22 protein-coding genes are annotated in these 25,511 nt (G+C 67.3%); 11 read left to right on the top strand and 11 right to left on the bottom strand.

Going from position 1 to position 25,511, the window contains the following annotated elements; all coding sequences use genetic code 11:
• The first annotated feature begins 73 nt into the window (after window positions 1-73).
• Genes AB4Y94_RS06410 through AB4Y94_RS06400 form a run of 3 tightly spaced genes read left to right on the top strand, consistent with a single transcriptional unit; the run spans window position 74 to window position 3,887 of the window.
• A complete protein-coding gene (locus tag AB4Y94_RS06410) occupies window positions 74-2,242 on the top strand; it encodes an ATP-dependent Clp protease ATP-binding subunit (RefSeq protein WP_441726328.1) in 2,169 nt (722 codons plus the stop codon).
• A 29-nt stretch (window positions 2,243-2,271) separates the two neighbouring features.
• A complete protein-coding gene (locus AB4Y94_RS06405; RefSeq protein ID WP_441726326.1) occupies window positions 2,272-3,387 on the top strand; it encodes an FUSC family protein in 1,116 nt (371 codons plus the stop codon).
• Complete coding sequence (locus AB4Y94_RS06400; RefSeq protein ID WP_441726323.1) at window positions 3,384-3,887, top strand: flavin reductase family protein; 504 nt, start codon at window positions 3,384-3,386, stop codon at window positions 3,885-3,887. The genes AB4Y94_RS06405 and AB4Y94_RS06400 overlap by 4 nt, the downstream gene beginning before the upstream one ends.
• On the opposite strand, the gene AB4Y94_RS06395 is transcribed toward AB4Y94_RS06400, so the two are convergent.
• Window positions 3,884-5,422, bottom strand: a complete 1,539-nt coding sequence (locus tag AB4Y94_RS06395) for a GntT/GntP/DsdX family permease (RefSeq protein ID WP_441726321.1) — start codon at window positions 5,420-5,422, stop codon at window positions 3,884-3,886. The genes AB4Y94_RS06400 and AB4Y94_RS06395 overlap by 4 nt on opposite strands.
• On the bottom strand, window positions 5,419-5,976 hold the full coding sequence (locus AB4Y94_RS06390) for a gluconokinase (RefSeq protein WP_441726318.1): 558 nt from the start codon (window positions 5,974-5,976) through the stop codon (window positions 5,419-5,421). Before AB4Y94_RS06390 ends, AB4Y94_RS06395 begins: the two co-directional genes overlap by 4 nt.
• A 100-nt stretch (window positions 5,977-6,076) precedes the next feature.
• Here AB4Y94_RS06390 and AB4Y94_RS06385 point away from each other — a divergent pair, with 100 nt between their 5' ends.
• The gene (locus tag AB4Y94_RS06385; RefSeq protein WP_441726315.1) at window positions 6,077-7,126 is read left to right on the top strand and encodes a zinc-dependent alcohol dehydrogenase family protein; all 1,050 of its coding nucleotides are present in this window, start codon (window positions 6,077-6,079) and stop codon (window positions 7,124-7,126) included.
• A 12-nt stretch (window positions 7,127-7,138) separates the two neighbouring features.
• On the opposite strand, the gene AB4Y94_RS06380 is transcribed toward AB4Y94_RS06385, so the two are convergent.
• The 4 genes from AB4Y94_RS06380 to AB4Y94_RS06365 all read right to left on the bottom strand — a co-directional run bounded on the left by AB4Y94_RS06380 (window position 7,139) and on the right by AB4Y94_RS06365 (window position 11,207).
• Window positions 7,139-7,732, bottom strand: a complete 594-nt coding sequence (locus AB4Y94_RS06380) for a nitroreductase family protein (RefSeq protein WP_441726312.1) — start codon at window positions 7,730-7,732, stop codon at window positions 7,139-7,141.
• A gap of 130 nt (window positions 7,733-7,862) precedes the next feature.
• Entirely contained in the window at window positions 7,863-9,551 is a 1,689-nt protein-coding gene (locus AB4Y94_RS06375) for a long-chain-fatty-acid--CoA ligase (protein WP_441726310.1), read from the bottom strand.
• Between the two features lie 93 nt (window positions 9,552-9,644).
• Complete coding sequence (locus tag AB4Y94_RS06370) at window positions 9,645-10,712, bottom strand: threonine aldolase family protein (protein WP_441726307.1); 1,068 nt, start codon at window positions 10,710-10,712, stop codon at window positions 9,645-9,647.
• A gap of 30 nt (window positions 10,713-10,742) precedes the next feature.
• The gene (locus AB4Y94_RS06365) at window positions 10,743-11,207 is read right to left on the bottom strand and encodes a hypothetical protein (RefSeq protein WP_441726304.1); all 465 of its coding nucleotides are present in this window, start codon (window positions 11,205-11,207) and stop codon (window positions 10,743-10,745) included.
• A 79-nt stretch (window positions 11,208-11,286) separates the two neighbouring features.
• On the opposite strand from AB4Y94_RS06365, the gene AB4Y94_RS06360 reads away from it, so the two are divergent.
• Entirely contained in the window at window positions 11,287-12,498 is a 1,212-nt protein-coding gene (locus AB4Y94_RS06360; RefSeq protein WP_441726301.1) for an MFS transporter, read from the top strand.
• 287 nt (window positions 12,499-12,785) lie between these two features.
• On the top strand, window positions 12,786-13,754 hold the full coding sequence (locus tag AB4Y94_RS06355; protein ID WP_441726299.1) for a manganese catalase family protein: 969 nt from the start codon (window positions 12,786-12,788) through the stop codon (window positions 13,752-13,754).
• A gap of 36 nt (window positions 13,755-13,790) precedes the next feature.
• Here the strand turns inward: AB4Y94_RS06355 and AB4Y94_RS06350 are convergent, their stop codons facing one another.
• The 4 genes from AB4Y94_RS06350 to AB4Y94_RS06335 form a co-directional block, all read right to left on the bottom strand.
• Window positions 13,791-14,627 carry an alpha/beta fold hydrolase gene (locus tag AB4Y94_RS06350; RefSeq protein WP_441726296.1) on the bottom strand — a complete coding sequence of 279 codons (837 nt, stop codon included), beginning with the start codon at window positions 14,625-14,627 and terminating at the stop codon, window positions 13,791-13,793.
• A gap of 100 nt (window positions 14,628-14,727) precedes the next feature.
• Complete coding sequence (locus AB4Y94_RS06345; RefSeq protein WP_441726293.1) at window positions 14,728-15,651, bottom strand: aldose 1-epimerase family protein; 924 nt, start codon at window positions 15,649-15,651, stop codon at window positions 14,728-14,730.
• A 4-nt stretch (window positions 15,652-15,655) separates the two neighbouring features.
• Window positions 15,656-17,500: a glycoside hydrolase family 2 protein gene (locus tag AB4Y94_RS06340; RefSeq protein ID WP_441726290.1), complete on the bottom strand. Its 1,845-nt coding sequence runs from the start codon at window positions 17,498-17,500 to the stop codon at window positions 15,656-15,658.
• 75 nt (window positions 17,501-17,575) lie between these two features.
• Window positions 17,576-18,604 carry a LacI family DNA-binding transcriptional regulator gene (locus AB4Y94_RS06335; RefSeq protein ID WP_441726287.1) on the bottom strand — a complete coding sequence of 343 codons (1,029 nt, stop codon included), beginning with the start codon at window positions 18,602-18,604 and terminating at the stop codon, window positions 17,576-17,578.
• 247 nt (window positions 18,605-18,851) lie between these two features.
• Between AB4Y94_RS06335 and AB4Y94_RS06330 the strand changes: the two genes are divergently transcribed.
• The 5 genes from AB4Y94_RS06330 (at window position 18,852) to AB4Y94_RS06310 (ending at window position 23,938) form a co-directional block, all read left to right on the top strand.
• Window positions 18,852-20,168: an ABC transporter substrate-binding protein gene (locus tag AB4Y94_RS06330; protein WP_441726284.1), complete on the top strand. Its 1,317-nt coding sequence runs from the start codon at window positions 18,852-18,854 to the stop codon at window positions 20,166-20,168.
• Window positions 20,161-21,102, top strand: coding sequence for a carbohydrate ABC transporter permease (locus tag AB4Y94_RS06325; protein WP_441726282.1), 942 nt, complete (start codon window positions 20,161-20,163; stop codon window positions 21,100-21,102). The genes AB4Y94_RS06330 and AB4Y94_RS06325 overlap by 8 nt, the downstream gene beginning before the upstream one ends.
• Before the next feature lie 8 nt (window positions 21,103-21,110).
• Window positions 21,111-22,028 carry a carbohydrate ABC transporter permease gene (locus tag AB4Y94_RS06320; RefSeq protein WP_441726279.1) on the top strand — a complete coding sequence of 306 codons (918 nt, stop codon included), beginning with the start codon at window positions 21,111-21,113 and terminating at the stop codon, window positions 22,026-22,028.
• Window positions 22,029-22,071: 43 nt separating this feature from the next.
• On the top strand, window positions 22,072-23,019 hold the full coding sequence (locus tag AB4Y94_RS06315; RefSeq protein WP_441726276.1) for a glycoside hydrolase family 43 protein: 948 nt from the start codon (window positions 22,072-22,074) through the stop codon (window positions 23,017-23,019).
• Between the two features lie 79 nt (window positions 23,020-23,098).
• Entirely contained in the window at window positions 23,099-23,938 is an 840-nt protein-coding gene (locus tag AB4Y94_RS06310) for an SDR family oxidoreductase (RefSeq protein WP_441726274.1), read from the top strand.
• An 83-nt stretch (window positions 23,939-24,021) separates the two neighbouring features.
• Here the strand turns inward: AB4Y94_RS06310 and AB4Y94_RS06305 are convergent, their stop codons facing one another.
• Window positions 24,022-25,392, bottom strand: coding sequence for a carboxypeptidase-like regulatory domain-containing protein (locus AB4Y94_RS06305; RefSeq protein WP_441726272.1), 1,371 nt, complete (start codon window positions 25,390-25,392; stop codon window positions 24,022-24,024).
• Window positions 25,393-25,511 lie beyond the last annotated feature (119 nt).

Raw genomic sequence — 25,511 nt, 5'->3', positions numbered from 1 at the left:
CGGGGGTCGGTTGCTGTTTCGGACCTCGCTGCGTAAAATTGAGTCACCACGGCTCAACTTTGGAGGAAACCCTATGCAAGCTGGCCAGCAGCCGCCGCAGGACGAGGCCAAGAGCGCTCTCGAGCAGTACGGCATCAACCTCACCGAGATCGCCAAGAGCGGCAAACTCGACCCCGTCATCGGCCGCGACGCCGAGATCCGGCGGGTCAGCCAGGTATTGACCCGGCGCACCAAGAACAATCCGGTGCTGATCGGCGAGCCAGGGGTGGGAAAGACCGCGGTCGTGGAGGGTCTGGCCCAGCGCATCGTCGCCGGGGACGTGGCGGAGTCGCTGAAGGGCAAGCAGCTGGTGTCGCTCGACCTGGCCGCCCTGGTCGCCGGCGCGAAGTACCGTGGCGAATTCGAAGAACGCCTCAAGGCCGTGCTCAAGGAGATCAACGACGCCGAGGGCCAGATCATCACCTTCGTCGACGAGCTGCACACCCTGATGGGCGCCGGCGGCGGTGAAGGTTCCGTTGCCGCCTCCAATATGCTCAAGCCGATGCTGGCCCGTGGTGAGTTGCGGCTGATCGGCGCCACGACGCTCAACGAATACCGCGAGTTCATCGAGAAGGACGCCGCCCTGGAGCGGCGGTTCCAGCAGGTGTTCGTCGGCGAGCCCTCGGTCGAGGACACCGTCGCCATCCTGCGCGGGCTCAAGGAGCGTTACGAGGCTCACCACAAGGTGTCGATCGCCGACTCTGCGCTGGTGGCCGCGGCATCCCTCTCCAACCGCTACATCACCGCCCGCCAGCTGCCCGACAAGGCGATCGACCTGATCGACGAGGCCGCCAGCCGGCTGCGGATGGAGATCGACTCCGCCCCGGTCGAGATCGACGAGCTGCGCCGCGGCGTCGAACGGTTGCGAATCGAAGAGCTCGCCCTGAAAAAGGAGAAGGACGACGCGTCGAAGGAGCGGCTGGCGAAGCTTCGGGAGGTGCTCGCCGAGCGTGAGGAGACCCTGGCCGAACTGCAGGAGCGTTGGGACCGGGAACGCGGGTCGCTCAACCGCGTCGGAGAGCTCAAGAAGCAACTCGACGAGTTGCGGATGCGACGTGACCGCGCCATGAGGGAAGCCGACTACCAGGAGGTGTCACGCCTCGAATACGAGGTGATCCCGCCGATCCAGCGGGAGATCGAAGCCGCCGAACGCGCCGAAGAAGCGCCGGAGGAGGAGCGGATGGTCAACGACCAGGTCAAGGCCGAGGACATCGCCGCCGTCGTCGCCGCCTGGACCGGAATCCCGGTGGGGCGCCTGCTGCAGGGCGAGACGGAGAAGCTGCTGCACCTGGAAGCCGAACTGGCTCACCGGCTCATCGGCCAGAAGCCGGCAGTGCGCGCCGTCGCCGACGCGGTGCGCCGCAGTCGGGCCGGGATCTCTGATCCTGGCCGGCCCACCGGTTCCTTCATGTTCCTCGGGCCGACAGGTGTCGGCAAGACCGAGCTGGCCAAGGCGCTCGCCGAGTTCCTGTTCGACGACGAGAAAGCGATGATCCGGATCGACATGAGCGAGTACGGCGAGAAATTCTCCGTGTCCCGCCTCGTCGGGGCCCCTCCAGGCTACATCGGTTATGAGCAGGGCGGGCAGTTGACCGAGGCGGTGCGACGCCGGCCGTATTCCGTGGTCCTGTTCGACGAGGTCGAGAAGGCGCACCCTGAGGTGTTTGATGTGCTGCTCCAGGTGCTTGATGACGGACGGCTGACCGACGGCCAAGGGCGCACGGTGGACTTCCGCAACACGATCCTGGTGCTCACCTCCAACCTCGGATCCCACTTCCTGATCGACTCGACACTGAGCCAGGCCGAGAAGGAGGAAGCCGTGCAGCAGCTGGTCCGGCAGGCGTTCAAGCCGGAGTTCGTCAACCGGCTGGACGACATCGTGGTGTTCTCGCCGCTCTCGACCGACGACCTCGGCCAGATCGTCGAGCTCTACATCGACCGGCTGCAGACCCGGCTCGGTGACCGGCGGCTCCAGTTGGCGGTCACTCCCGACGCCCGGCGCTGGCTGGCCGAGCGCGGTTACGACCCCAACTACGGCGCACGGCCGCTCCGCCGGCTGATGCAGCAGCAGATCGACGACAAACTGGCCACGGCGATCCTCGACGGCAGCGTGCGCGACGGCGCCACCGTCCTGGTTGGCCTCGCGGCCGACGGCGAGGGACTCACGGTCGACGCGACGGCACCGGTACTGGACGAGGTCTGACCGGCCGCGCGGGCCGCAAGGTGTCCGGCATGAGACTCACCGCCTGGGCGCGCAGCGTTGGCGCGCAACCACGGGTTCTGCTCGCTGCGAAGACGGCTTTCGCGGCGAGCCTGGCCTGGTTCCTGGCGCCGCTCATTCCGTTGGCCAACGCCGACTACTCCTACTACGCACCCCTCGGCGCGGTCGTCAGCATGTACCCGACGCTCGTACGCTCGGCGCGGACCGGCGTGCAGGCGCTGGTGGGACTCGCGCTGGGGGCCGGGATCGCGTTCCTGACGCTCGGCCTCGAGGTGCCGCGGGTGGTCGGCATCGCCATCGTGGTGGGTGTCGGTGTGCTGCTCGCGGGGGTGCGGTTCCTGGGTGAAGGCCGCAACTGGGTGCCCATCACCGGTCTGTTCGTGCTCCTGATCGGGGGCGTCAACGCCGACGATTATTCGATCAACTACCTGGTTCACATGGTGCTGGGAGTGGTGGTCGGGGTATTGGTGACGGTGCTCATCGCGCCGCCGCTCTACCTGCAGCGGGCGGAGGTGCAACTGAATCAGCTGCGGGACAAGGTCGCCGACCACCTCCGTGACCTCGCATCGGCACTGCGCGCGGAACCCGAGAGCGAACGCGACTGGGTGGCCGACGTCACCGCGCTTGAGGACACCAGTGTCGATGTGCGCGGGGCGGTGTCGCAAGCCGACGAGAGTCGGCGGGGGAACCCGCGCGGGCGCCGGACCCAGGGCCAGAGTGACGAGAACTACCGGCGGCTGCGGGCGCTGGAGCGCTCCCTGTTCTACGTGCGTGACCTGACGGATGTCCTCGGCGCCTTCGAGCCGCTCGGCCACCACGAGGACGACCAGCGTCGGGGCGGGCCGGCCGGGAACCAGCAGGCGGCGCCGGAGATGCAGCACGAACTCCCCGCGGCCATCATCGCCGTGGCGGACCTGGTCGCCAGCCCGGTCGAAAGCGAAGACTCACCCGACCAGCTCGGGACGGCGGAGAGGGCACTGGACGACTTGAGCCGGGCACTCGACCGGCGCGCCGACGGACGGCCGTCATCCGTTTCCGTTGCTGTCACCGCAGCCGTGAGCCTGCAGCGGATCGTCGAGTCAGCCCGCCCGTTCGTGGCGAACCCGGACCAGAAGGAGACGCCATGAGCGGACCGTCAACCGCCGACCTGGACACCTGGCTGGAGGGCGTCGACTACCCGGTCTTCGTGGTCACGGTGCACCATGGCGGGCGGAGCGACGGATGCCTGGTCGGCTTCGCGACGCAGGCCAGCATCAATCCGCCGCGGCTTCTGGTCTGCCTCTCCACGGCGAACCGCACGTACGAACTGGCACGACAGGCCGAGACGCTGGCCGTGCACCTGCTCGACGCGGGGCACCGTGATCTCGCCGAACTGTTCGGGGGGACCACCGGCGATCAGATCGACAAATTCTCGCGGTGTCGCTGGGAACCCGGACCGCAGGGACTGCCGTTGCTGTCAGACAGCGCGGGTTGGATGATCGGCACCGTGCTCACGCAGGTTCCGCTCGGCGACCATGTCGGCTTTCTCCTGGCACCTGTGCAGATCTCGAATCGGCCACGCACGGATACCCGCCGAGTCCTGACCTACCAGCAGGCCAGGACCATTGCTCCCGGGCATCCGGCCTAGAGGAACAGCGACAGCAGCAGCACGAACAGCACGCCGACCACGGAGATCACTGTCTCCATCACCGACCAGGTCTTGATGGTCTGCCCGACGGTGAGGCCGAAATACTCCTTCACCAGCCAGAAGCCGGCGTCGTTCACGTGGGAGAAGAACAGCGAACCGGCCCCGACCGCGAGCACAACGAGCGCCAGCTGGGTGGGCGGGAGACCGGCTGCCACCGGGGCGACGATTCCGGCCGCGGTGACGGTGGCGACCGTCGCCGATCCGGTGGCGAGGCGGATCAGGACGGCGACGATCCAGCCCAGCAGCAGGGCGGACAGGCTCGCCGCCACCGCGATCTTGGCGATCGCCGTTCCGGTGCCGCCGTCGACGAGTACCTGCTTGAAACCGCCGCCGGCGCCGACGATGAAGACGATTCCGGCGATGGGAGCGAGGGACTGCCCGATCTTCTTGGTGAGCACGCTGGCCGAGAATCCGACGGTGGTGCCGAACGTCACCATGGCCAGCAGCACGGCGAACAGGAGAGCGAACACCGGGTCACCGATGAAGTCGAGGAACGGCCGCAGCGGGGCTTTCGGGTCCAGCCAGATGTCCGCGGCGGCCTTGATCAACATCAAGACCAGCGGCGAGAGGATGGTCACGAGGGTGACGGCGAACGTGGGGCTGCGCTTCGCATCCGGGTCCTGCGCCGTGCCCGCGAGTTCGGTGCGGGCCTGGGTGCTCGCGCGGGTGCGGGTGCTGGTGCCGTTCGCGTTGCCGCCGGGACCGCGCCCGCCCCGATCGTCGTCACCGTCGCGTCCTCCGCTGCTGACGGCCAGGGCGGTCCCGCCCGCGCCGACCGGCACCCAGCGTGCGGCGAGCCGACCGAACAACGGGCCGGCGATCACAACGGTGGGGATGGCGATCACCAGGCCCAGTGCCAGGGTGATTCCGACGTTGGCATGCAGGATCCCGATCGCGGCGAGCGGCCCCGGGTGCGGCGGAACGAAGCCGTGAAGCACCGACAGGCCGGCCAGGGCCGGGATGCCAAGCAGCATCGCGGGGCCCTTCGAGCGGCGCACGGCCAGCATGACCACGGGAATCAGCAGCACCAGGCCGATCTCGAAGAACATCGGGATGCCGATGATCCCCGCGATCAAGGCCATCTTCCAGGGAAGGGTGGCGGGACGCCCGCGCAGCAGCGTGTTGACCACGATGTCCGCCCCGCCGGAGTCAGCGAGCAATTTGCCGAGCATCGCACCGAGGGCGATCAAAATCCCGACGTAACCCAGTACCCCGCCGACGCCGGCCTCGAACGACGCCGTCACCTTGTCGAGCGCGACTCCCGACGCGATCCCGACGAACAGGGCGCCGATGGTGAGCGCGAGGAAGGCGTGCAGCTTAAGTGCAACGATCAGGACGACGACGATGGCGATTCCGATGACGGCGACGATCAGGACCTGGGTATCGTGGCCGCTCCACGGCTCGTCAACAGGATTCGTGGCTGCGTGCGGAGCCAGCCGCGTGAGGCCCGCGGAAAGGTGTTCGAGGACGTTCATGGCGCGTTCCGTTCCGCCGGGTCGTCGAGGCCCAGCTTGTCGAGGATGTTCTGTGCGATGACGCGAGGAGCCGGGGTGATGTCCACCCGAACCGCCGGCTCGTCTGCGTCAGGCTCCTGCAGTGCGTCAAACTGGCTGTCGAGCAGCCCGGTCGGCATGAAGTGGCCCTTCCGGGAGGCGAGCCGATTGGCGATGAGTGCCTTGTCGCCGGCGAGGTAGACGAATTCGACACCGGATCCGCGCCGGTTCAGCACCTCGCGGTAGGCCCGTTTCAAGGCGGAGCAGGTGATCACGCCGTTCTCGCCGGCGTCCTGCCGGCTCTCGATCCAGTCGGCCACCTTCTCCAGCCACGGAGCCCGGTCGGCATCGTCCAGCGGATGCCCGGAGGCCATCTTCTCGACATTGGCCTTCGGGTGCAGCGTGTCGCCTTCTTCGTAGGCCCAGCCCAATCGGTCGGTGAGGATTTCGGCCACGGTCGTTTTGCCGCAGCCGGACACGCCCATCAATACCAGCACCAGTGGTCGTTCGATGATCTCGTGGCCGTCGTCGCCCATGCCTCCATAGTGCCCCCGTTCGAATGAATGTGAGGGACGGGATCGGACCGAATCCGAAGCGGCGCCGAAGAGGAATGCCGATCAGGCATAGGGTCGAACCATGCGTGCAACAGTGATTTACGGAGAACGTGACATCCGCTTGGAAGAAGTACCGGACCCGACCCTCAGCACCGGTGGCGACGCCATCGTTCGTGTGGTCGCCGCCTGCGTGTGCGGTTCGGACCTCTGGCCGTATCGCGGAATCGCGCCGACCACGCATCCGCACCGGATCGGACACGAATTCGTCGGGGTGGTTGAAGAGGTGGGCCAGAACGTGGCCCGGATCAGCGTGGGCGACTTCGTCATCGCGCCGTTCTACGACTGCGACAACACCTGCGTCAACTGCCGTAACGGCGTGACCACCTCGTGCCTGCACGGTGGCTGGTGGGGCTCGGACGACACCCTCGGCGGGTTCGCAGACGGCGCCCAGGGCGAACGCGTGCGGGTGCCGCACGCCGACGGGACCCTGGTTGCCACCCCCGGCCAGCCGGACGATGCACTGGTACCGAGCCTGCTGACCCTCGCCGACGTGATGGGAACCGGGCACCACGCGGCAGTCTCGGCCGGCGTGACTGCCGGAAGCACCGTCGTCGTGGTCGGCGACGGTGCGGTGGGCCTATGCGCGGTCCTGGCCAGCAAGCGGCTGGGCGCCTCCCGCATCGTCGCGATGTCGCGGCACGCCGACCGGCAGGTTCTCGCCCGGGAATTCGGCGCGACGGACATCGTGGAAGAGCGCGGGGACGCCGGCGTCGACCGGGTCCTGGAGCTGTTCGACGGGATCGGGGCTGACTGCGTCCTCGAGTGCGTCGGCACCAAGGAGTCGATGGACCAGGCCATCCGCTCCACCCGGCCCGGCGGCATGGTCGGCTACGTCGGCGTGCCGAACGGCGGCCCTGAGCTTCCGGTACGCCCGCTGTTCAACCGCAATGTGGGAGTGAACGGCGGTGTCGCACCGGTGCGCGGCTACATCGAGGAGCTGTTGCCTGAGGTGCTCTCCGGGGCCATCGACCCCGGGCGCGTGTTCGACCTGGAGCTGCCCCTGGCCGGCGTGGCCGACGCCTACGCCGCCATGGACGAGCGCCGCGCGATCAAGGTGCTGCTGCGGCCGTAACGCCGCTCGGGCTTAGTCGTTGACGAGCACCAGCTCGTCGAGCGGCTTGCGGGTGCGCGGCGCTGATTCCCGTTCAAGCAGCTCGGTGGAAAGCGATTCCACGTCGGCGAGCACACCGAGCGCGGTGACCGACACCACCGAGTAGTTATCCGGCAGCTGGAACGCCGTGGCGATCTCTGCCGCGTCGAAGCCACCCATCTGGTGGGTGTGCAGGCCCTCGTGCTGCGCCTGGATCGACAGGTGCGCGACAGCCTGGCCGAGGTCGTAACGTGCCCAGGGGTTCTCGCGCTCGCCCGGGAGCGGGAGTACCGCGACATTGGCGATCAAGACGGATGCGGAGTCTGCCCAGGCCTGGTTGAAGCCGATCATCGCGTCGTGGATCTTCGTGAAGCTCGCCGAACCACGGCGGGCGATGATGTAGCGCGACGGCTGGCCGTTGCTGCCGGAGGGCGACCACCGGGCCGCTTCGAGCACGGTGGTCAGGGTCGCCTCGTCAATGACCGCGGTGCGGTCGAACCCGCGCGGGCTCCAACGCTCGGCCAGGATCGGAATGAGTGGAGCGTCGGTGTCCGCGGCGCGGCTGAGGGTATCGGTAATCAAAGTCATGGGGTCGTGGTCTTTCCCGTTCGGATCATGGTGACGGGACGCCGCTGGCCCATCGGTGTCAACGCACCGGAGCCCCCACTATTCCATGTGCACGCATATTTGCGCGGCGGGTATCTCCCCACCGGAGAGGTCAGCCGGTGAGCCGGTCGCGCACCTGCCTGCGCATCACCTTGCCGATCAGGGACTTGGGGAGGTCATCCATGGCAACCACCCGCCGTGGCACCTTGTACGCGGCCAGGTGTGAACGGCAGTAGGTACGGAGTGCTTCCGCATCGAGCGACGCGCCCTCTCGCAGCACCACCGCCGCTGTGACGTCTTCCCCTCCCGCAGCGCTGGCGAGTCCGACCACAGCCGCCTCCGCCACGTCCGGGTGGGCGATCAGGACCTCCTCGACCTCGGACGGCGCCACATTGAACCCACCCGTGACGATGAGCTCCTTGAGGCGGTCGACGATGGTGATGAAACCATCCGCTGACACCCGCACGATGTCGCCGGTGCGCAGCCAACCGTCCTCGAGCAGCACCTGCGCGGTCTCGTCGGGTCGCTTCCAGTAGCCGGAGAACACCTGTGGGCCGCGCACCAGCAGCTCGCCCTCTTCGTCGATGCCACGCTCGATCGACGTGTCGCCCGGGTCGACGACCCGGATGTCCGTGCTCGGGAACGGCACGCCGACGGTGCCGGGGCGGCGCGTCGGTCCGATCGGGTTGCCGGCGGCGATCGGTGAGGTCTCGGTCATGCCGTAGCCCTCGACGAGCAGCCCCCCGGTGGCCTCCTCCCAGCGCTCTACCGTGGCAACCGGCAGGTTCATCGCCCCCGAGATCGCGAAGCGGATGCTGCGGAGGCTCACCCGGCGGGCCGCGGCGGCGCGGACCAGTCGGTCATAGATCGGGGGAACCGCGGGAAGAAAGGTCGGCGGAATCCGGCGCGCGGCATCCAGCACCAGCCTCTCGTCGAACTTGGGGAACAGCACCAGCCGCGCTCCGATGCTCATCGCGAAACTGAGGCACAGGGTGAGGCCGTAGGCGTGGAACATGGGCAACACCCCGTAGAACACTTCGTGGCCACGGGTGAGGCCCGGCACCCAGGCTTCGCCCTGCACGCAGTTCGCCCGCAGGTTGTAATGGCTGAGGATCGCGCCCTTCGGGCTGCCGGTCGTGCCGCTCGTGTACTGCAGTACCGCGGTGTCGTCGATCTCGGGGCGGGGGTGCCTGGCCCTGAGCCTCCGGCCGCCGACCAGCGTCTCCCAGGCTACGCCGCCCTTCAGCCCCCGCGCCACGGTGAGGGAAGCCCGCGCAGTGCGGGCAGCGGCGACCGGGAGACGCAGCGCGATGCGCTTGCCGAGCGGCATCGCCCGGGTGATGTCGACGGTGACCACGGCATCCACTCGGACGTCGGCGGGGAAGTCGCGCACGGTGGCGTGCACCCTGTCCCACACGATCGCGACCCGGGCGCCGTGATCCTCGAACTGGTGCCGGAGCTCACGCGGGGTGTAGAGCGGATTGTGCAGAACCGCGATGGCACCGAGGCGGAGGATCGCGTAGAACGCCACGATGTGCTGTGGGCAGTTCGGAAGCACGATGGCCACCCGGTCGCCGGGCTTCACGCCCAGTTTGCGCAGCCCCTCAGCGGCCCGCAGGACCTGGTCGCCCAAGTCGGCGTATGTGGTCGGAGCGCCGAAGAAGTCCAGGGCGACGGCGGAGTGGTAGCGCTTGGTCGCGGCCTCGATCATATCCACCAGGGACTCGGTGGGCAGGGCGATGGTGTGCGGCACGCCCGGTGCGTAGTGGGCAAGCCACGGTTTGCCGTCAAAGTCGCTCATGAGTGCCTCCCTTCACGACTCCACGCTACCGAAACGGCGGCAGGCTAGCGCCGTGGCGGGCGCGACCAGCCGTTGAGGGCGCGCCGACCGGTCTCAGGCGCCCAGTTCACGGATGACCGCAGCCACGAAGGCATCGATGTCTTCCTCGGTGGTGTCGAAACCGCACATCCACCGCACCTCACCGGTGGCCGGATTCCAGTCGTAGAAACGGAAGCTCTCGCGCAGGCGGTCGGCGACACCGGGCGGCAGCACCGCGAAGATCGCGTTGGACTGGGTGGGCTGGCTGAACGACAGCCCGGTGATCGTGCCGGCCGCGATCGCGTCCTCGAGGGCGCTGCGCAGCCGGGCGGCCATGGCGTTGGCGTGGCTCGCGTTCCGCAGCCACAGGTCACCCTCGAGGAGAGCGATGAACTGGGCCGAGATGAAGCGCATCTTCGACGACAGCTGCATGTTCAGCTTGCGCAGGTAGGTGAGGCCCTCTGAGGACCCCGGGTTCAGCACCAGCACGCATTCGCCGAGCATCAGGCCGTTCTTGGTGCCGCCGAAGCTCAGCACGTCGACACCGGCGTCGCGGGTGAACGCACGCAGCGGCACCCCCAGGCTGGCCGCCGCGTTGGAGATGCGGGCGCCGTCCATGTGCAGGGTCATCCCGCGGGCGTGCACGTGGTCCGCGATTGCGGCCACCTCGTCGACCGTGTAGGCGGTACCGAGTTCCGTGGTCTGCGTGATCGACGCCACGAGCGGTTGGGCCCGGTGCTCGTCGCCCCAGCCCCAGGCTTCCTGGTCGATCAGCTCCGGGGTGAGCTTGCCGTCCGGTGTGGCGACGGGGAGCAGCTTGAAACCGCCCACCCGTTCCGGGGCACCGCCCTCGTCGGTGTGGATGTGCGCGGTGGACGTGGCGACGACCGCCCCCCAGCGGGGCAGCATCGACTGCAGGCCGATGACGTTCGCGCCGGTGCCGTTGAACACCGGGAACGCCTCGATGCCGTCGCCGAAGTGGGAGGCGAATACCTCCTGGAGGCGGGCGGTGTAGAGGTCCTCGCCGTACGCGACCTGGTGGGCGCCGTTGGCCCGGACGATGGCGTCGAGGATCTCGGGGTGGATGCCGGAGTAGTTGTCGGAGGCGAAGCCGCGGGATGCAAGGTCGTGGAGTTGGGTCACCCGTCGATTCTCTCACTGCACCGATCGCGGTCAGCCGTGGATCGCATCGCGGAAGCTCACGCAGGCTCCCATCCGCAGCAGCGAGTTCGAGTAGATGCGGGAGCCGAGCAGGGTCACCAGAAGCGTGGCAGCTAGCAGGATCACCAGCGACACCACGGGTTCCCACCAGGCGGCGGCGCCGAGGAACACCGCCGCCGTGACGGAGCCGACATCCTCCTGCCGGGACACCATCGATGCGGTGGCAGCGTAGGGCGCGGCGAGCAGCACGAATCCGAAGAGGAGGAACACGGCGAACCATGCGATCGACGCACCGACGTCGCCCAGTAGCGCTCGCTGGCCGGTGACCGCCATTCCGAGCGAGACCAGGATGCCGATCGCCACGATCTGCGCGAACGCCATCACGGTGTCGCCGACGATCTTCCCGGCCAGCAACGCTCGCACCGAAATCGCCGACATCAGGATCTCCACCACCTTGGTCTGGATTCCGGTCGACACCAGGAAAGCCTTGCTGCGGAGGCGCGCCAGGATCTCGCGGCATCCGGCACCGGGTTGGATTCGCGATTACGCTGAACGGGTGAGCCGCAGCCCCCATCCCGCCCGGCCCGCGCTCTCCCGCGACGTCGTCGTGCTCGGCGTGATCGCCTTCTTCGTCATGGTGGGCTTCGGTGTGGTGGTCCCGGTCCTGCCGGTATATGTGCGCACCTTCGGCGTCGGCTACCTCGAGGTCGGGGCGGTGCTGTCGGCTTTCGCGCTGATGCGGTTCGTGTTCAGCCCGTTCTGCGGCCGCCTGATCGACTGGGCCGGCGAACGGGCGGTGCTCTCGGCGGGCATCGGCATCGTAGCGATCTCGAGTGCGCTGGTCGGACTGGCCCACACCTATCCCGAGGTTCTCCTGCTCCGAGGCGCTGGTGGTATCGGCTCGGCGATGTTCTCGGTGGCGGCCATGACGCTGCTCCTGGGATCCACCACCTCAGCCAGCCGCGGCCGCGCGGTGGGCTTCTACCAGGGCGGGTTCCTGATCGGCGGCATGGCCGGCCCGGCGCTGGGCGGGGTGCTTGCGGCGATCTCGCTCACGGCGCCGTTCTTCTTCTACGCCGGCACGCTGGCGGTGGCCGGCACTGTCGGCGTGGTGCTCCTGGGGCCGAGGGTGCGGCAGTCAGCCGGGACCGGGGCGAGCACCCCGCCGACACCATTCCGTCTCGTGATCAGGGATCCCCGGTTCCGCGCGGCGTGCCTGGCGAACTTCGCCCAGGGCTGGACGTCGCTCGGGGTGCGTGGCGCGCTGGTGCCGGTGCTGGTCGTCGAGGTGATGCACGACCCGGCGTCGTGGACCGGAATCGCATTCGCGTGCGCGGCAGTGGCGCAGACCCTGGCCCTTGCGCCGGCCGGTACGTTCGTCGACACAATCGGCCGGAAGCCCGCGATCATCGGCGCCAGTGTCGTGGCCGCCGGGGCGATCCTCGCCGTCGCATTCGCGCCGAACGTCTGGGTGCTCACCCTGTTGATGTGCGTCTACGGGGTCGCGTCAGCGTTCCTCGGAACCGCGCCAGCGGCATCCGTCGGTGATGCGGCCGGCGGCGGGGGAGGCCGACCGGTGGCGGTGTTCTCGATGGCGTCCGACTTCGGTGCCATTCTCGGGCCGCTGGTCGCCGGGTGGCTGGCCCAGGTGGTCTCGTTCACCGCCGCGTTCGCGCTCGCCGCGGCATTCCTGCTGGTGGCCGGCGGGTACGCGTTTCGGATGCCGCGGGAGGCGCGGTTGGTCAGCGCGCCCCGCTCAGGAGAATGAGGGTGAGTCCAGCGCTCTGGCGTCGAGGTGGGGCTGTTCGTCCTGAATTATTCCAGCAACCCCGATGCGTGACGGCCCAGGTGGCGAGGAACTCCAGCAGGGCGGCGTCCGTGAGCCGAGATTCTCCTCAAGATTGAAGTTGGGGTACACGCCCCGCTCCTCCGGCATGTAGCAGACCCACGGAATCCAGGCGCAATCAACCCCCTTGTCGACTCGGAGCGGCAGTCGTACCTTAGCGGGCAAAATCGGTGGGCGAATGCCCCCGGTCTACGCCAGTTGGAGGAAACATGTTCTTTCACGTGCAGCGACTGATCAATGACATTGTTCCGGACGAGCCGGACCCCGCCGCCGCAAATGCCCTGCAAGAAGGCCTCGGCGGCCAGTTCGGCGAGATGCGCACGATGATGCAATACCTGTTCCAGAGCATGAATTTCCGGGGCGCAGCCGCCAAGCCCTACCGCGACCTGCTTCAGGGTATCGGGACCGAGGAAATCAGCCACGTCGAGCTGATCGGCACCACGATTTCCAGGTTGCTGGACGGTTCGCCGCGTTACCAGGGCACGCCGACCGACCCGCTGGACACCCCGGGCGCCGGCGGGGCGATTCCGCTACAGCTCGCACTGTCGCAGAGCAACATCCACCACTACCTGGTCGGCGCCCAAGGGGCTTTGCCGGTGGACGCCGCAGGGAACCCGTGGAGCGGCAGTTATGTGTACAACTCCGGCAATCTCGTGCTGGATCTTCTCTACAACCTCATGCTGGAGTCGACCGGGCGGCTGCAGAAGTGCCGCATCTACGAGATGACCGACAACGCAACCGCGCGATCCACCATCGCCTACCTGATAGTGCGGGACCAGGCACACGAGAACGCGTACGCGAAGGCCCTCGAGACGCTCAGCGTGGGCTGGAACAAGGTACTGCCGATACCGAAGACCAATGCGGAGAAGTTCCCCGAGGTCAAGCGGCTGCTCGACCTCGGGCTGCAGAGCAAGCAGTACACATTCGACCTCGCCAACCAGTCGGAGGCCGGCAAGATCTTCCAGGGCCTCTCACCATCGAAAGACGGCACCACCCTGGACGCCAGCGAGCAGGCCCCGGAAGGAGTGCCGTCGACAATCGCTCCTGAGCGTTTCGAGGAGTTCACCCCGGGCCTCGATCCGGAACTCCTCGAGCTGATCCAGGCCACCGCGGATATGGAGATGGCCGACGTCGACATGATGTTCGGTCCGCTCAATGAGCCGCCGGCGACGAAGTAACCGAGCAGGAGTTGAAGAGCGGAGTCGGCGCCACGCCTACTTGGCGAGGAACCCCAGCAGGGCGGCGTTGACCTCCGCGGCGTGGGTCCAGATCAGGCAATGCGGGGCGCCCTCGATCTCCACATAGTCCGCCGCCGGTAACGCCTGGTGGAACGGGCGGCCGGTCGAGTCGATCGGCAGGACATTGTCGGCGGTGCCGTGCACGATGAGGGCCGGGACGTCGATTGCCGGGATGTCACCGCGGAAGTCTGTGGGCCAGGCCAGGGGCGCCGCCGACGCGGCGATCGCGCCACCCATAGCGGCGACATTCCAGCTGTTTCGCACGGCCTCCTCGCTGATCCGTGAGCCGAGATTCTCGTCGAGATTGAAGAAGGTCTTGTAGAACTCGGTGTAGTACGCGTACCGGTCGGTGATGACGGTGTCCGCGATGCCCTTGAAGAACTCGATCGGGCCGGCCCCGGTTGGATTGTCGTCTGTCTTCAGCAGGTACGGCTGGAGAGAGGCGATGAAGACGGCCTTCGACACCCGGCCGGAGCCGTACCGTCCGAGATAGCGGGCCACTTCGCCCGTGCCCATCGAGAAGCCCGCCAGTACGACACCGTTCAGGTCGAGGGTGTCCAGCAGCTGGCGGAGGTCTTCGGCGAAGGTGTCATAGTCGTAGCCGACCGACGGCTGGCTGGAGCGACCGAAACCGCGCCGGTCGTAGGTGACCACTCGGTATCCGGCGTCCAGGAGCGCGCGGGTCTGACGTTCCCAGGAGTGCCCGTCGAGCGGGTAGCCGTGGATGAGCACGACGGGCGTGCCGGACCCCTGGTCTTCGTAATACAGCTCGATCGGGGCGGAGTTCTCGGTTCCGACGGTGATGGTGGGCATTGACGTGTTTCCCTTCGACGGTGGCGGATGCGTGTCCCAGTAGTCTCGGCCCCGAACCGCCCACCGGCAAGCGCAGGTACCGGCGCTCTGCGAGGCAGGGTCAGAGTGCGGCGATGCTCCAGCTCGCCGACGCATACGCGCCCGGTTCGAGGATGATGAGGTCGATGCCCGAGTTGAAGGCATCTGGCGGGCAGGTCATCGGCTCCACGGCCAGGCCGAGGCGGTGCAGGGCGGTGTCGACATGGTCGGCCGTGTGAACCTGCACCCACGGGCACGACGTGTCCCAGCGCATCATCACCCCGGTTCCGGAGGGCGCGGTCAGGCGCACCTCGGCGACACCGTGGGTGTCGCGGCCGAGCCCTGTGAAGGCGTGATCGATGAACGTGTCGCCGATGGCGCGCGGCGCGCGGAAGTCGAAGACGCCGTCACCCTCCGCGGCGACGTCGGTGAGGACGATCGGGATCAACCGGTCCTCGGTCACGGTGAGCACCCGCTCGGCGGGCAGCGTGAGCGTCCAGTCGTTGACGCGACCCTCGCCCGCGACCAGGTAGGGATGCGGACCGGTTCCGTACGGGGCGGCATCGGCACCGGTGTTCCGGGTGGTCACGGTGGTTCGCAGTCCGTCGTCGCCCAGTACGAACTCGACCCGCACCTGCAGGCGGAAGGGGTAGCCCTCCTGTGCTTCGACCGTGGTGGCCAGCAGCACGCGGTCCGCGGCCTGGTCGAGGTCGACGAAGTCGAGCCAGCCGACGAGACCATGCAGGGCGTGTGCCCTGGCCGGCTCGGTCAGCGCAAGTTGACGGGTCACGTCACCGAATGTGTAGCGCCCACCGGTCACCCGGTTCGGCCAGGGCGCCAGGGTTGCCCCGCGGTAGACGGGGCGCACCTCGTCGGCGTCGAACGGAACCACCAGGTCGCGCCCGGCGTGCCGGAGGCTGCGGAGGGTGGCACCGACGCTGGCGATGGTGGCCGTGTAGTCGCCGTGGGTCAGGACGAACTGGGTGCCGGAGAGGGGAGAGGTCATCTCCTCATTCTGCCCCGCGGATGAAGCGGGAGATGTCCGCGGCCGGGAGCTTCGGCACGCGATTCTCATCGCAGAGACCGTTGGCCTCCTGCATCGTGTCGGTGAGCTGGGTGTAGCAGAAGCCGGCGAGGAAGGGACTCGATTGAACGGCCGCAACGAGGGAGCCCACCCGCTCGGCGAAGTCCGATTCCGACGACGCACGCGAATAGCCCCAGGCGTCGCCCGGGGCCTCCCCGGCGGTGAACTGGATGCCCCCGAACTCGGTGAGCATCACCGGCTGGCCACGGTCGGCTTCCGCGGAGAGCCGGATCCGGCGCCCGGCCGGACCCATGCCCGCGAAGAGGCGCTCCCTGGCCGCGTCATCCCCGTAGCGGTCGCGCACCACCTGCGCCGCCCACTCGTAGTCGTGCACCGACCAGATGTCGGAGTCCAGGTGCTCCCAGCCGTCGTTGGAGACGACCGGCCGCGACGGGTCAAGCGTCTTGGTCAGGTGGAACAGGGTGCGGGCGTAGTCGCGCATGGCCGGGGTGTGGGCAATGTGCTGCACGCCCCAGCTCTCGTTGAGCGGCACCCACGTGACGATGCACGGATGCGAGAGGTCGCGTTCGATCACGGCCGTCCACTCCGCGATCATTCGGTTCACGGCTTTCGGGGTGAACTCGAATGCACTCGGCGTCTCGCCCCAGACCAGGAGTCCCAGCCGGTCTGCCCAGAACAACATCCGTGGGTCTTCGATTTTCTGGTGGATCCGGGCGGCGTTGAAGCCGAGGTCCTTGATCAGCTGCACCTCGTCCCGGAGCGCACCGGCCGAAGGGCTGGCCAGGTGGGATTGTGGCCAGTAGCCCTGGCTCAACACCGACCGCACATAGTAGGGGCGGTCATTCAGCAGGAACGCGCCGCGGTCCACCGCGGTGGACCGGAGTCCCAGGTAGGAGTAGACGGTGTCAGTGTCACCTCCCCCCGGCGACTGGAGGGTGATCTCCGCGTCGAGAAGCCGCGGAGCCTCGGGTGACCACAGGAGTTGTTCATAGGCCTGCCCGTTGCGTTGGTTCGGCAACTCCACGACAGCTTCAATCCAGTCTCCGGCGGCGGGTGCAGACACCTCGGCTACCGGAACACCGTCGTACGAGAGCGAGATCGAGGCGGTCGTGCCCTGCGGTGGCCTCGAATTCAATCGCAGCGACACCCGAACGCAGGACGCCGGCACGTCCGGGACCCAGTGCACCGACTCGATGGCGAGGTCTGCGACCGCCTCCAGCCAGACCGGCTGCCAGATGCCTGTGGTGCGGTGGTACCAGATCGAATGAGGATCGAGCTGCCAGTCCTGCTTGCCGCGCGGCTGCGAGACGTCGAGCGGATCATCTTCGGCCCGCACGACCAGGCTGTGCGGACCGGTATCGCGGTCGCCGCGGGCATCGAGCGCATGGCTGATATCGAAGCTGAACGGAATATGGCCCCCTTCATGCCCGCCAAGGAATATGCCGTTCAGCCAGACCTGGCAGCGGTAGTCGACGGCCGCGAAATGCAGGATGACGCGCCGATGACGACCTGCCGCCGCCACCTCGGCCGGGCTGATCTCACGGTGGTACCACACGGTGGCGTGGTGCCCGGTGTCGTGAATGCCCGACGCCGGGGACTCCGGAGGGAACGGAACCAGGATCGTCGTGTCGAACTGTGGCCGCTGGTACCAGCGCTCGGCGAGCCCAGCGTCGTCATCGTCGAAACGGAATGCCCAGGGGCCGGAGAGGTCGACCCATTCGGCTCGGAGCAGTTGGGGCCGCGGATACGAGCCGTCTTGTTCGCTCGCTCGCACCGCTGGGGAGTCGCCGCTGACGGCATCCGTCTTCATGCGTACAGTGTGCCTTAGTTTTATAGCGCTGTAAAACGGCGCACCTGGGACGCAGGCGACGGCTGCCGACCACCCCTAGACAGCGACGGGCATGGCGGCGGCCGGCGCGCTTTCGCGGGTGACCAGGACGTATTCGACGATGCGGTGCCGGCCCACCCCGTCGTATCCACCGATGCGCTCCTCCAGCATGTCCAGTGCGTTCTCGGCGAGGGCGAGCGTGTCGGCGGAGACGGTCGTCAGGCTGGGATGCGTGAACGAGGCCATCGGGATGTCGTCCCAGCCCGTGAGCGCGACATCACCGGGAACCGTGAAACCGCGCTCCTGCAGCGCGCGCAGTGAGCCGATGGCTGCCAGGTCGTCGCGGCAGACCAGGCCGTCGAATCGCAGGCCGCTGTCTAGGGCCGCGCCGACGGCGTCGGCGGCGCCCAGCGCGGAGATGGTCCGGCTGGGAAGGAGGAGTGTCATGTCCACTCGGATCCCCGCCCGCTCAAGCGCCTCCTGGTACCCCATCAGGCGCTGGCTCGATGTGGCCGACTGACCGCGCTCCTCATGGCCGACGAACCCGATCCGGGTGCGCCCGAGGGCGAGCAGATGCGCGGTGGCTTCACCTGCCGCGCGGGCGTTGTCGATCATCACGTGATCCACGCTCAACGGGGCCGGCCCCTCGCCGAGCAGCACCAGGGGGACATCGTTGCGGTGCTGGGCGATCTCATACGATGACATCACCGACGGTTGGAAGATGACGCCGTCGACGAGGCCGGCTTCGCTGCTGGATACCACCGCCCGTTCACCCGCCAGGGTTCCGTCGGTTTGCTCGAGCAGCAGCCGGTAGCCGCGCCGGGTGGCCGCGGCAGAAACGACCCGGGCGAGTTCCGCAAAGTACGGGATGCTGACGTCGGCGAAGGCCAAGGCCAGCAGCCCGGTCTTGCCGGTGGCCAGGCGTCGTCCCAGGGCGTTGGGGCGGTAGCCCAGCTCGTCAATCGCCTTCTGCACGCGTTCTCGCATGCCGGCGCTCACGTGCGGGTAATTGTGAACCACATTGGAGACGGTCTTCATCGACACTCCAGCCAGGTGAGCGACATCCTGCAGCCGTACTTGTGCCATGCGCCCCGCTCCTCTGACTGCGCCACGGTGATATTCGTGCACGAATATTCATGCACGGCGCCGCTGTCGACTTTAGCGTCGGTGCGACGCCGTGCGGGCACAAGGCCTTGACACGAATATTACAGCGCTGTAAATTCACGACCAAGGTTCGAGGGCGAACTGTTCTCCCCTGGAGGGCCGTTTCCCCGGACCGGGATTTCTCGCCCAGGGCGTGGCCCGGCGATCACACTCGAAGGGGAGCACCACAGTGAACAAACGATTCAGTCGGCGCGCATTCGCTGCGACGCTGGCGCTGGGCGTCGGTATGGCGCTCGTGGCTTGCAGCGGCGGCGGAAACGGGGCCGGCACGAACTCGGTGTCCGGCGGCGACTACACAGGGCCCAACGTCACCATCAGCTTCTGGAACGGCTGGACAGGTGGTGCGGCCCCGGTGCTGGTCCCGAAGCTCATCCAGAAATTCAACACCGAACACAAGAACATCGTCGTCAAGGACGTCCCCATGCAGTGGGGTGACATCTCGGCCAAGATGCCGCTGGCGATCAAGGCGGGAAAGGGGCCCGACGTCTCCGTCGCACACGGCGACGACCTGGCCACGTACGCGGCGCAGGGGCTCCTGCTCAAGAGCGATGACATTGTGAAGTCGCTGGGCTACGGCGAGAGCGACTTCCCCGAAGGGGTGTTCAAGGCCGGCAACTACGGCGGCGCGCAGTACGCCATCCCGTGGAGCGTCACGCCGCTCGGTCTTTACGTCAACAAGACGGTGCTGACCTCGGCGGGCCTCGACCCGGCCGCCCTGCCCACCGACAAGGCCAGCTACCAGAAGGCGCTGGACGCGCTGAAGGCGGCCGGCGTGCAGGGGGAGTGGGTCGACGGGTATGTGTTCACCGGCACCTTCGAATTCGAGACGCTGGTCTGGCAGTTCGGCGGCGACCTCTACAACAAGGACGTCTCAGAGGCGACCTTCAACTCCGATGCCGGGGTGCAGGCATTGACCTGGATGACTGATCTGATCAAGAACGGCCACAGCCCGAGCGACGTTGCGCAGGACGGCAACTTCAACGCGCTCGTCGCGGGGAAGACGGCCTTCAACTGGAACGGCGTGTGGCAGACCACCAACGAGGCCCTGCCGAACGTCCAGTGGGTTGCGGCCCCGGTGCCGCAGATCGGCACCGAGAAGGCCGTCTGGTCGAGTTCCACCCACTGGGTCTTCGTGAATAACAAGGGCCAGGACAAGAACAAGACGGCCGCCGCGGCGACGTTCGTCAAGTGGATGAACGACAACTCGGCGGGCTGGGCGGAGACCGGCGAACTGCCGGCAGCGAACACGGTCCGCAACGACCCGGCGCTGCTGTCCAAGTACCCGAACCTCAAGCCGTTCATGGACGAGCTGCCGTATGCGCACTACGAAACGGTCTCACCCGGCATCAGCGCCGCCAACGCCACGATCACGACCGCTCTGAACGAGGCGGTCCTCGGGAAGAAGACGCCCAAGCAGGCTCTGGATGACGCCGTCACGAAGGCGAACCAGCTGCTGAAGCAGAACAAGAGCCAGTACGGTGGCTAGCACGACACTGGCACCCGTCGTTCCCCGGGGCACCCGCCCCGGGGGCGCGGGCGTTCGGCGGAAGACGGGCACCGCCTACCTCTTCCTCGCGCCGTTCCTGATCCTCTTCGTCGTGTTCGTGGTTGCGCCCGCGGTATACGGCCTCTGGATCAGCCTGCACATCTGGAACCCCCTCCTGCCCAACCAGCCGTTCGTCGGCCTGCAGAACTACGTCGACCTGTTCACGCCGGGTTCGATCACGTCGGGCGACTTCTGGCTGAGCATGGGTGCCACGGGCATCTTCACGGTGTGCAGCGTGCCCTTCCTGATCCTCGTCCCCCTCGCCATTGCGATCCTGCTCAACCAGAAGATCAGAGGCGGCACGGCATTCCGCGCGATCTTCTTCGCGCCGTACGTGCTCGGCGTCGCGGTGATCGGCGTCATGTGGAAATACCTGCTCGACCCGCAGCTGGGCGTTGTGAACAACCTGCTCGCGCTGGTGGGCCTGCCGTCGAACACGCCCTGGACCGTTGACGTGCCCTGGGTGTGGGTGACCCTGGTCGGTGTGACGATCTGGTGGACGCTCGGTTTCAACACGGTGATCCTGCTGGCTGGGCTGAAGGGGATCAACACCGAGCTTTACGACGCCGCAGCGGTTGACGGCGCGGGAGCCTGGCGGAAGTTCACGAGCGTGACACTGCCTGGTCTCCGACCGGTCATGGCTTTCGTCACGACCGTGACGATCCTCGCGTCGGCCAATATGTTCGGGCAGGCGTATTTGATCACCAACGGGCGTCCGGGGCACGCCACCAGGACCGCCGTCATGTACATCGCCGACCAGGGACTCTCGCAGAACCAGATGGGTGCCGCATCGGCCATGAGCTACGTACTGTTCGCTTTCCTGCTGGTCATCAGCCTGATCAATTTCCGCCTGCAGCGCGAAAACATGGAGTGACGGTTCCCATGACAACGAACAGCCTCTCCCGCCCGATTCCGACCCCTGGCGCCGCCCAGCCCGGGGAATCCGCGGCACGCCAGCCGTCGCCGCCGTCACGGCGCCCGCGCCGGCCCGGGCGGGTCGGCCTCTACGTCGTGCTCTGTGTCACCGCGCTGGTGATCGTTGTGCCGCTGGTCTGGATCTTCTTCACCTCGTTCAAGACGGACTTCGACGCGATCAACCGCCCGGCCTCCCCGTGGCCGATCCCGTTCGTCTTCGACGCGTACCAGACTCTCTCCAGCGGGCAGCAGCCGATCTTCCGCTGGTTCCTGAACAGCATGGCGGCCGCCAGCCTGCAGACGGTGATCATCCTGGTGACCGCGTCGATGGGGGCCTATGCCCTCGCGCGCATGGAGTTCCGCGGGAAGCGGATCGTGTTCGGCGCGATCGTCGCCACGCTGTTGGTGCCGCCGGTCATCTTCCTGATCCCGAACTACCTCATCGTGCAGAATTTCGGTTGGCTCGATTCGATCTGGGCGATCACGATCCCCGGCGCCGCCGGCGCGTTCGGGATCTTCTTCCTCCGCCAGTTCTTCATCGGACTGCCCGGTGAGATCGAGGAGGCCGCCCGTATCGACGGGGCCGGCGACATCCGGATCTTCCTGCAGATCGTGCTGCCGCTGTCGCGGCCCGCGCTCGCGACGCTCGCGGTGCTGAGCTTCCTCGCGAACTGGAACGACTTCCTCTGGCCCATCTATGTGCTGCTGAGCCCGGAGAATCTCACGCTGCAACCGGGGCTGGCGGTTTTGCAGGGTGCATACTCCACCCATTTCGGGATCGTCATGGCCGGCGCCGTCATCGCCTCCATCCCGGTGCTCATCATCTTCACCCTCGCGCAACGCCAGATCGTGGACAGCGTGGCCAGTTCAGGGCTGAAGGGCTGAGGTGCGGCATCCGCTCACCGCTCGGCTGGCGATGGTTGTGGCGGTGACCGTCGCTGTCGGCCTGTGCGCGTGCTCGGGCGGAGCATCCGTTGACTCCCCGGCGACGTCCCCGACCGACGACAGCGTCGCGCCGTTCGCGATCGACCAGGACTTCCCTGACCCGGACGTCTCGCGGTTCGGCGATACCTACTACGCCTACGCCACGAACACGGCGGCGGTGAACGTGCAGGTTGCGACCTCCGCCGATCTGAAGACATGGGCGGTCTCCGATTCCGACGCGCTTCCGGGGCTGCCGGACTGGGCGATTCCGGGGCGAACCTGGGCGCCGGACGTCTCCGAATTCTCACCAGGCCACTTCGTCATGTACTTCACCACCGCGAATTCCGATCCGGCGTTCCAGTGCATCGGCGTGGCCACCGCGACTGCTCCGGAGGGCCCCTTCCGGCCGGCTGGCGACTCGGCGCTCATCTGCCCGGCTGACGAGGGCGGCGCCATCGACCCGAGCACGTTTGTCGACGGCGGCATCCGCTACCTGGTGTGGAAGAACGACGGCAACTGCTGTGCCAAAGACACCTGGCTACAGGTGGCACCCCTCTCCCCGGACGGCCTGCAGCTTGCCGGTCCGTCGACGAAGTTGATCAAACAGACGGATGACTGGGAGGGCTCGCTGGTGGAGGCCCCGGTTCTCGTCAAGCACGGTTCGACCTACGTCCTCTTCTATTCGGCGAACAATTACGGCGGTGACCAGTACGCGATCGGGTACGCCACCGCGCAGGCGATCACCGGGCCGTACACCAAACATGACGGCGCGTGGTTCAGCACGGCGCGCTCGCACGGGCGGTATTTGGGCCCGGGCGGCCAGGACATCGTGACCGCGATGGACGGCACCGAGCGACTGGTGTTCCACTCCTGGGACCCAGCGGTGGTGTACCGCGGCATGAACGTCGTGCCACTGGAGTGGAAGGGTGACGAACCGGTCGTCGGGGAGTGAGAGCGACACCTTGTCGGGCACGGGGGGCCGGTCTACGGTGTAGGCCAACGCGCATCCGCCCATCGTCCAGGAGGTCACCATGAGCCAGCCCGCACAGCAGCAGGAAGTACCCGGGGTCCAGTCGAAGATGACACCCGTGCCGGACTGCGGTGAGGAAAGCTACCGCGGCAGCGGAAAACTGACCGGAAAGGCCGCCGTGATCACGGGCGGCGACAGCGGCATCGGCCGTGCCGTCGCCATCGCGTTCGCCCGCGAAGGCGCCGACGTGCTGATCTCGTACCTGAGCGAGGACGACGATGCCCGGGACACCGCAGCCCTGGTCGAAGCGGCAGGTCGCAGGGCAGTGCTGGTGCGCGGGGACCTGGTGACCTCCGAGCAGTGCCGTACGGTGATCGACACGGCCGTCGCCGAGTTCGGGAGGATCGACGTGCTTGTCAGCAACGCCGCCTTCCAGATGTCACACCCGTCCCTTGACGAGATCACCGAGGAGGAATGGGACTACACCTTCAAGGTCAACATCGGCGCAATGTTCCACCTGGTGAAGGCGGCCGTGCCGCACATGGCGCCGGGGTCGTCGATCATCGGCAGCTCGTCGGTGAACTCTGACATGCCCAACCCCACACTGGCGCCATACGCCGCCACCAAGGCGGCGATCGCGAACTTCGCCGCGAGCCTCGCACAACTGCTCGGCGAGAAGGGGATCCGGGTGAACAGCGTCGCTCCAGGGCCAATCTGGACGCCGCTGATCCCGTCCACCATGCCGGAGGAGAAGGTGGCGGAGTTCGGTGACGACGTGCCGCTTGGTCGTGCAGGTCAGCCGGCCGAGCTCGCACCGGCGTACGTACTTCTCGCGTCCAACGACGGCAGTTTCATCTCGGGCGCCCGCCTCGCCGTCACCGGGGGTCGTCCGATTTTGTGAGCGGATGCCCGCCGGCGGCACCCAGGTGCGCGAACGAGTGAGGGCACGACCTCTCGGCCGTGCCCTCAGTTCATTTCAGTGGATCAGGCCTGCAGCGCCCGGCGGCGACGCACGAGAACCAGTGCGGTACCCAGAAGCAGCAGGAGCGCCGCGGCACCGACGGGTGCGCCGGCGTTGAATCCAGTTTCAGCGAGCACGGCGGAGACACCGATGGCGACGCTCGACACGACTCCGGAGAACTGGCCGACCACGACGAGGGTGTGCGATCCGGCGGCAAGCTGGCTGAGCACGCTGGCGCTCAGGGTGACCTGCGCAACGCCGTTCACGACCGGGAACGTGCCGACACTGATCGGCGTCGAGTACAGGTACACGTCCACGAAGTCGTCACCACCGGTGAACGGAACGTTGGCGGTGTAGCTCTTCGTCGGGTTCAGGTCGCCGGCCGGAAGACCAGCGGATGTCTGCGGCTGCGGGGTTGAGTCGTTTGCCGCCAGGAAGGCCGCGAGGTCCGTCGAATTCGCCGCCGGGGCAGCCATGGTCGGCAGCTTGGGAGCGGCAGAGACGAACAGGTCGGAGTAGCTGTCGGCGAAGCCGGCCTTGGAGCCGATGGCCTGCACCCAGATCCGCTTGCCAACGGTTTCACTCGTCACGACCAGCGTGCTGGAGTTGGCGCCGTCCAGGTCACCCGAGCTCTGGGCGTGCGGGCCGACAGCGCCCCACTGGAAGCTGAAGGTGGTGCCGGCCGGCCATCCGGCGGGCGTGGCGGTGAGCGTGCTGCCCACGGTCTGGGCGCCGGAGATCGAGACGGTGCCTGCAGGAAGGTTGGGGAGGAGTTCGATCGTCACGGTGACGTCCGAGTCGGTGACGGGGACGTCCTTGACGAGCGTTCCGTAGCCCTCAGCTGAAACGGTCAGCGAGAGATCAGCGCTCGGGTCGAGACGCTCAAAGGTGAAGTTTCCCTCTGCGTCGGGCTGGGTCTGCCACGGGGAGGATCCCGCAATGCCCGAGAGCACAACGGTGGGGGCGAAGCTCGGGTTTGCGTCCGTGGCCGTGACCACGCCGCTGATCGAGTACGTTGCGGGTGCGGGGGGCTCATTGGCCTGGAGGGTGATTGGGCCGAGCGCAAGGTCCCTGCTCGGCATGGTCACGGAGAGCGAGTCGGACTGGTAGCCGTCTGCGTCAATGGTCAGGCTGAGGGTGCCCGGTTCCACCACCAGGGAGAATTCCCCGTTCGAGTCGGTGACGGAGGACGGACCATTGTCGATCGCAACGTCGGCTCCTTGCAGGGGTGCGCTGGCACCATCGCCCTGCGCGAGCACCGAACCGCTCAAGGTATAGACGTCTGGGGCGGCGGATGCGGGCGCGGCGGCCACGAGGGAGAGTCCGCCGACCATGGCGATGCTCAGGCCGAGGGCCGCGATGCGGCGCAGCCCGATTGTGGGAGTGATCTTCACGTTTGTTTGTCCTCATTCACTGTCGACGTCATCTGGAGCGGAGACTGGTGAAAGTGAACACGACACAAAGTTCAATGCCCCCCGAAAGGCTCCGCCGCGAGCCTACTGGCCGGATGATG

This window comes from Glaciibacter sp. 2TAF33, from assembly GCF_052114945.1.
In the GTDB taxonomy this organism is placed as follows: domain Bacteria; phylum Actinomycetota; class Actinomycetes; order Actinomycetales; family Microbacteriaceae; genus Cryobacterium.
The sequence above is the reverse complement of the archived record's forward strand: the minus strand, read 5'-3'. Positions and strand labels throughout refer to the sequence as shown.

Bases quoted from the DNA above. Each gene is read 5' to 3' on its own strand.
- AB4Y94_RS06335 (WP_441726287.1), bottom strand. From the start codon at position 18,604: ATGGCACAAGTACGGCTGCAGGATGTCGCTCACCTGGCTGGAGTGTCG.
- AB4Y94_RS06405 (WP_441726326.1), top strand. From the start codon at position 2,272: ATGAGACTCACCGCCTGGGCGCGCAGCGTTGGCGCGCAACCACGGGTT.
- AB4Y94_RS06355 (WP_441726299.1), top strand. From the start codon at position 12,786: ATGTTCTTTCACGTGCAGCGACTGATCAATGACATTGTTCCGGACGAG.
- AB4Y94_RS06345 (WP_441726293.1), bottom strand. From the start codon at position 15,651: ATGACCTCTCCCCTCTCCGGCACCCAGTTCGTCCTGACCCACGGCGAC.
- AB4Y94_RS06400 (WP_441726323.1), top strand. From the start codon at position 3,384: ATGAGCGGACCGTCAACCGCCGACCTGGACACCTGGCTGGAGGGCGTC.
- AB4Y94_RS06410 (WP_441726328.1), top strand. From the start codon at position 74: ATGCAAGCTGGCCAGCAGCCGCCGCAGGACGAGGCCAAGAGCGCTCTC.
- AB4Y94_RS06310 (WP_441726274.1), top strand. From the start codon at position 23,099: ATGAGCCAGCCCGCACAGCAGCAGGAAGTACCCGGGGTCCAGTCGAAG.
- AB4Y94_RS06390 (WP_441726318.1), bottom strand. From the start codon at position 5,976: ATGGGCGACGACGGCCACGAGATCATCGAACGACCACTGGTGCTGGTA.
- AB4Y94_RS06380 (WP_441726312.1), bottom strand. From the start codon at position 7,732: ATGACTTTGATTACCGATACCCTCAGCCGCGCCGCGGACACCGACGCT.
- AB4Y94_RS06385 (WP_441726315.1), top strand. From the start codon at position 6,077: ATGCGTGCAACAGTGATTTACGGAGAACGTGACATCCGCTTGGAAGAA.
- AB4Y94_RS06320 (WP_441726279.1), top strand. From the start codon at position 21,111: ATGACAACGAACAGCCTCTCCCGCCCGATTCCGACCCCTGGCGCCGCC.
- AB4Y94_RS06350 (WP_441726296.1), bottom strand. From the start codon at position 14,627: ATGCCCACCATCACCGTCGGAACCGAGAACTCCGCCCCGATCGAGCTG.
- AB4Y94_RS06395 (WP_441726321.1), bottom strand. From the start codon at position 5,422: ATGAACGTCCTCGAACACCTTTCCGCGGGCCTCACGCGGCTGGCTCCG.
- AB4Y94_RS06340 (WP_441726290.1), bottom strand. From the start codon at position 17,500: ATGAAGACGGATGCCGTCAGCGGCGACTCCCCAGCGGTGCGAGCGAGC.
- AB4Y94_RS06375 (WP_441726310.1), bottom strand. From the start codon at position 9,551: ATGAGCGACTTTGACGGCAAACCGTGGCTTGCCCACTACGCACCGGGC.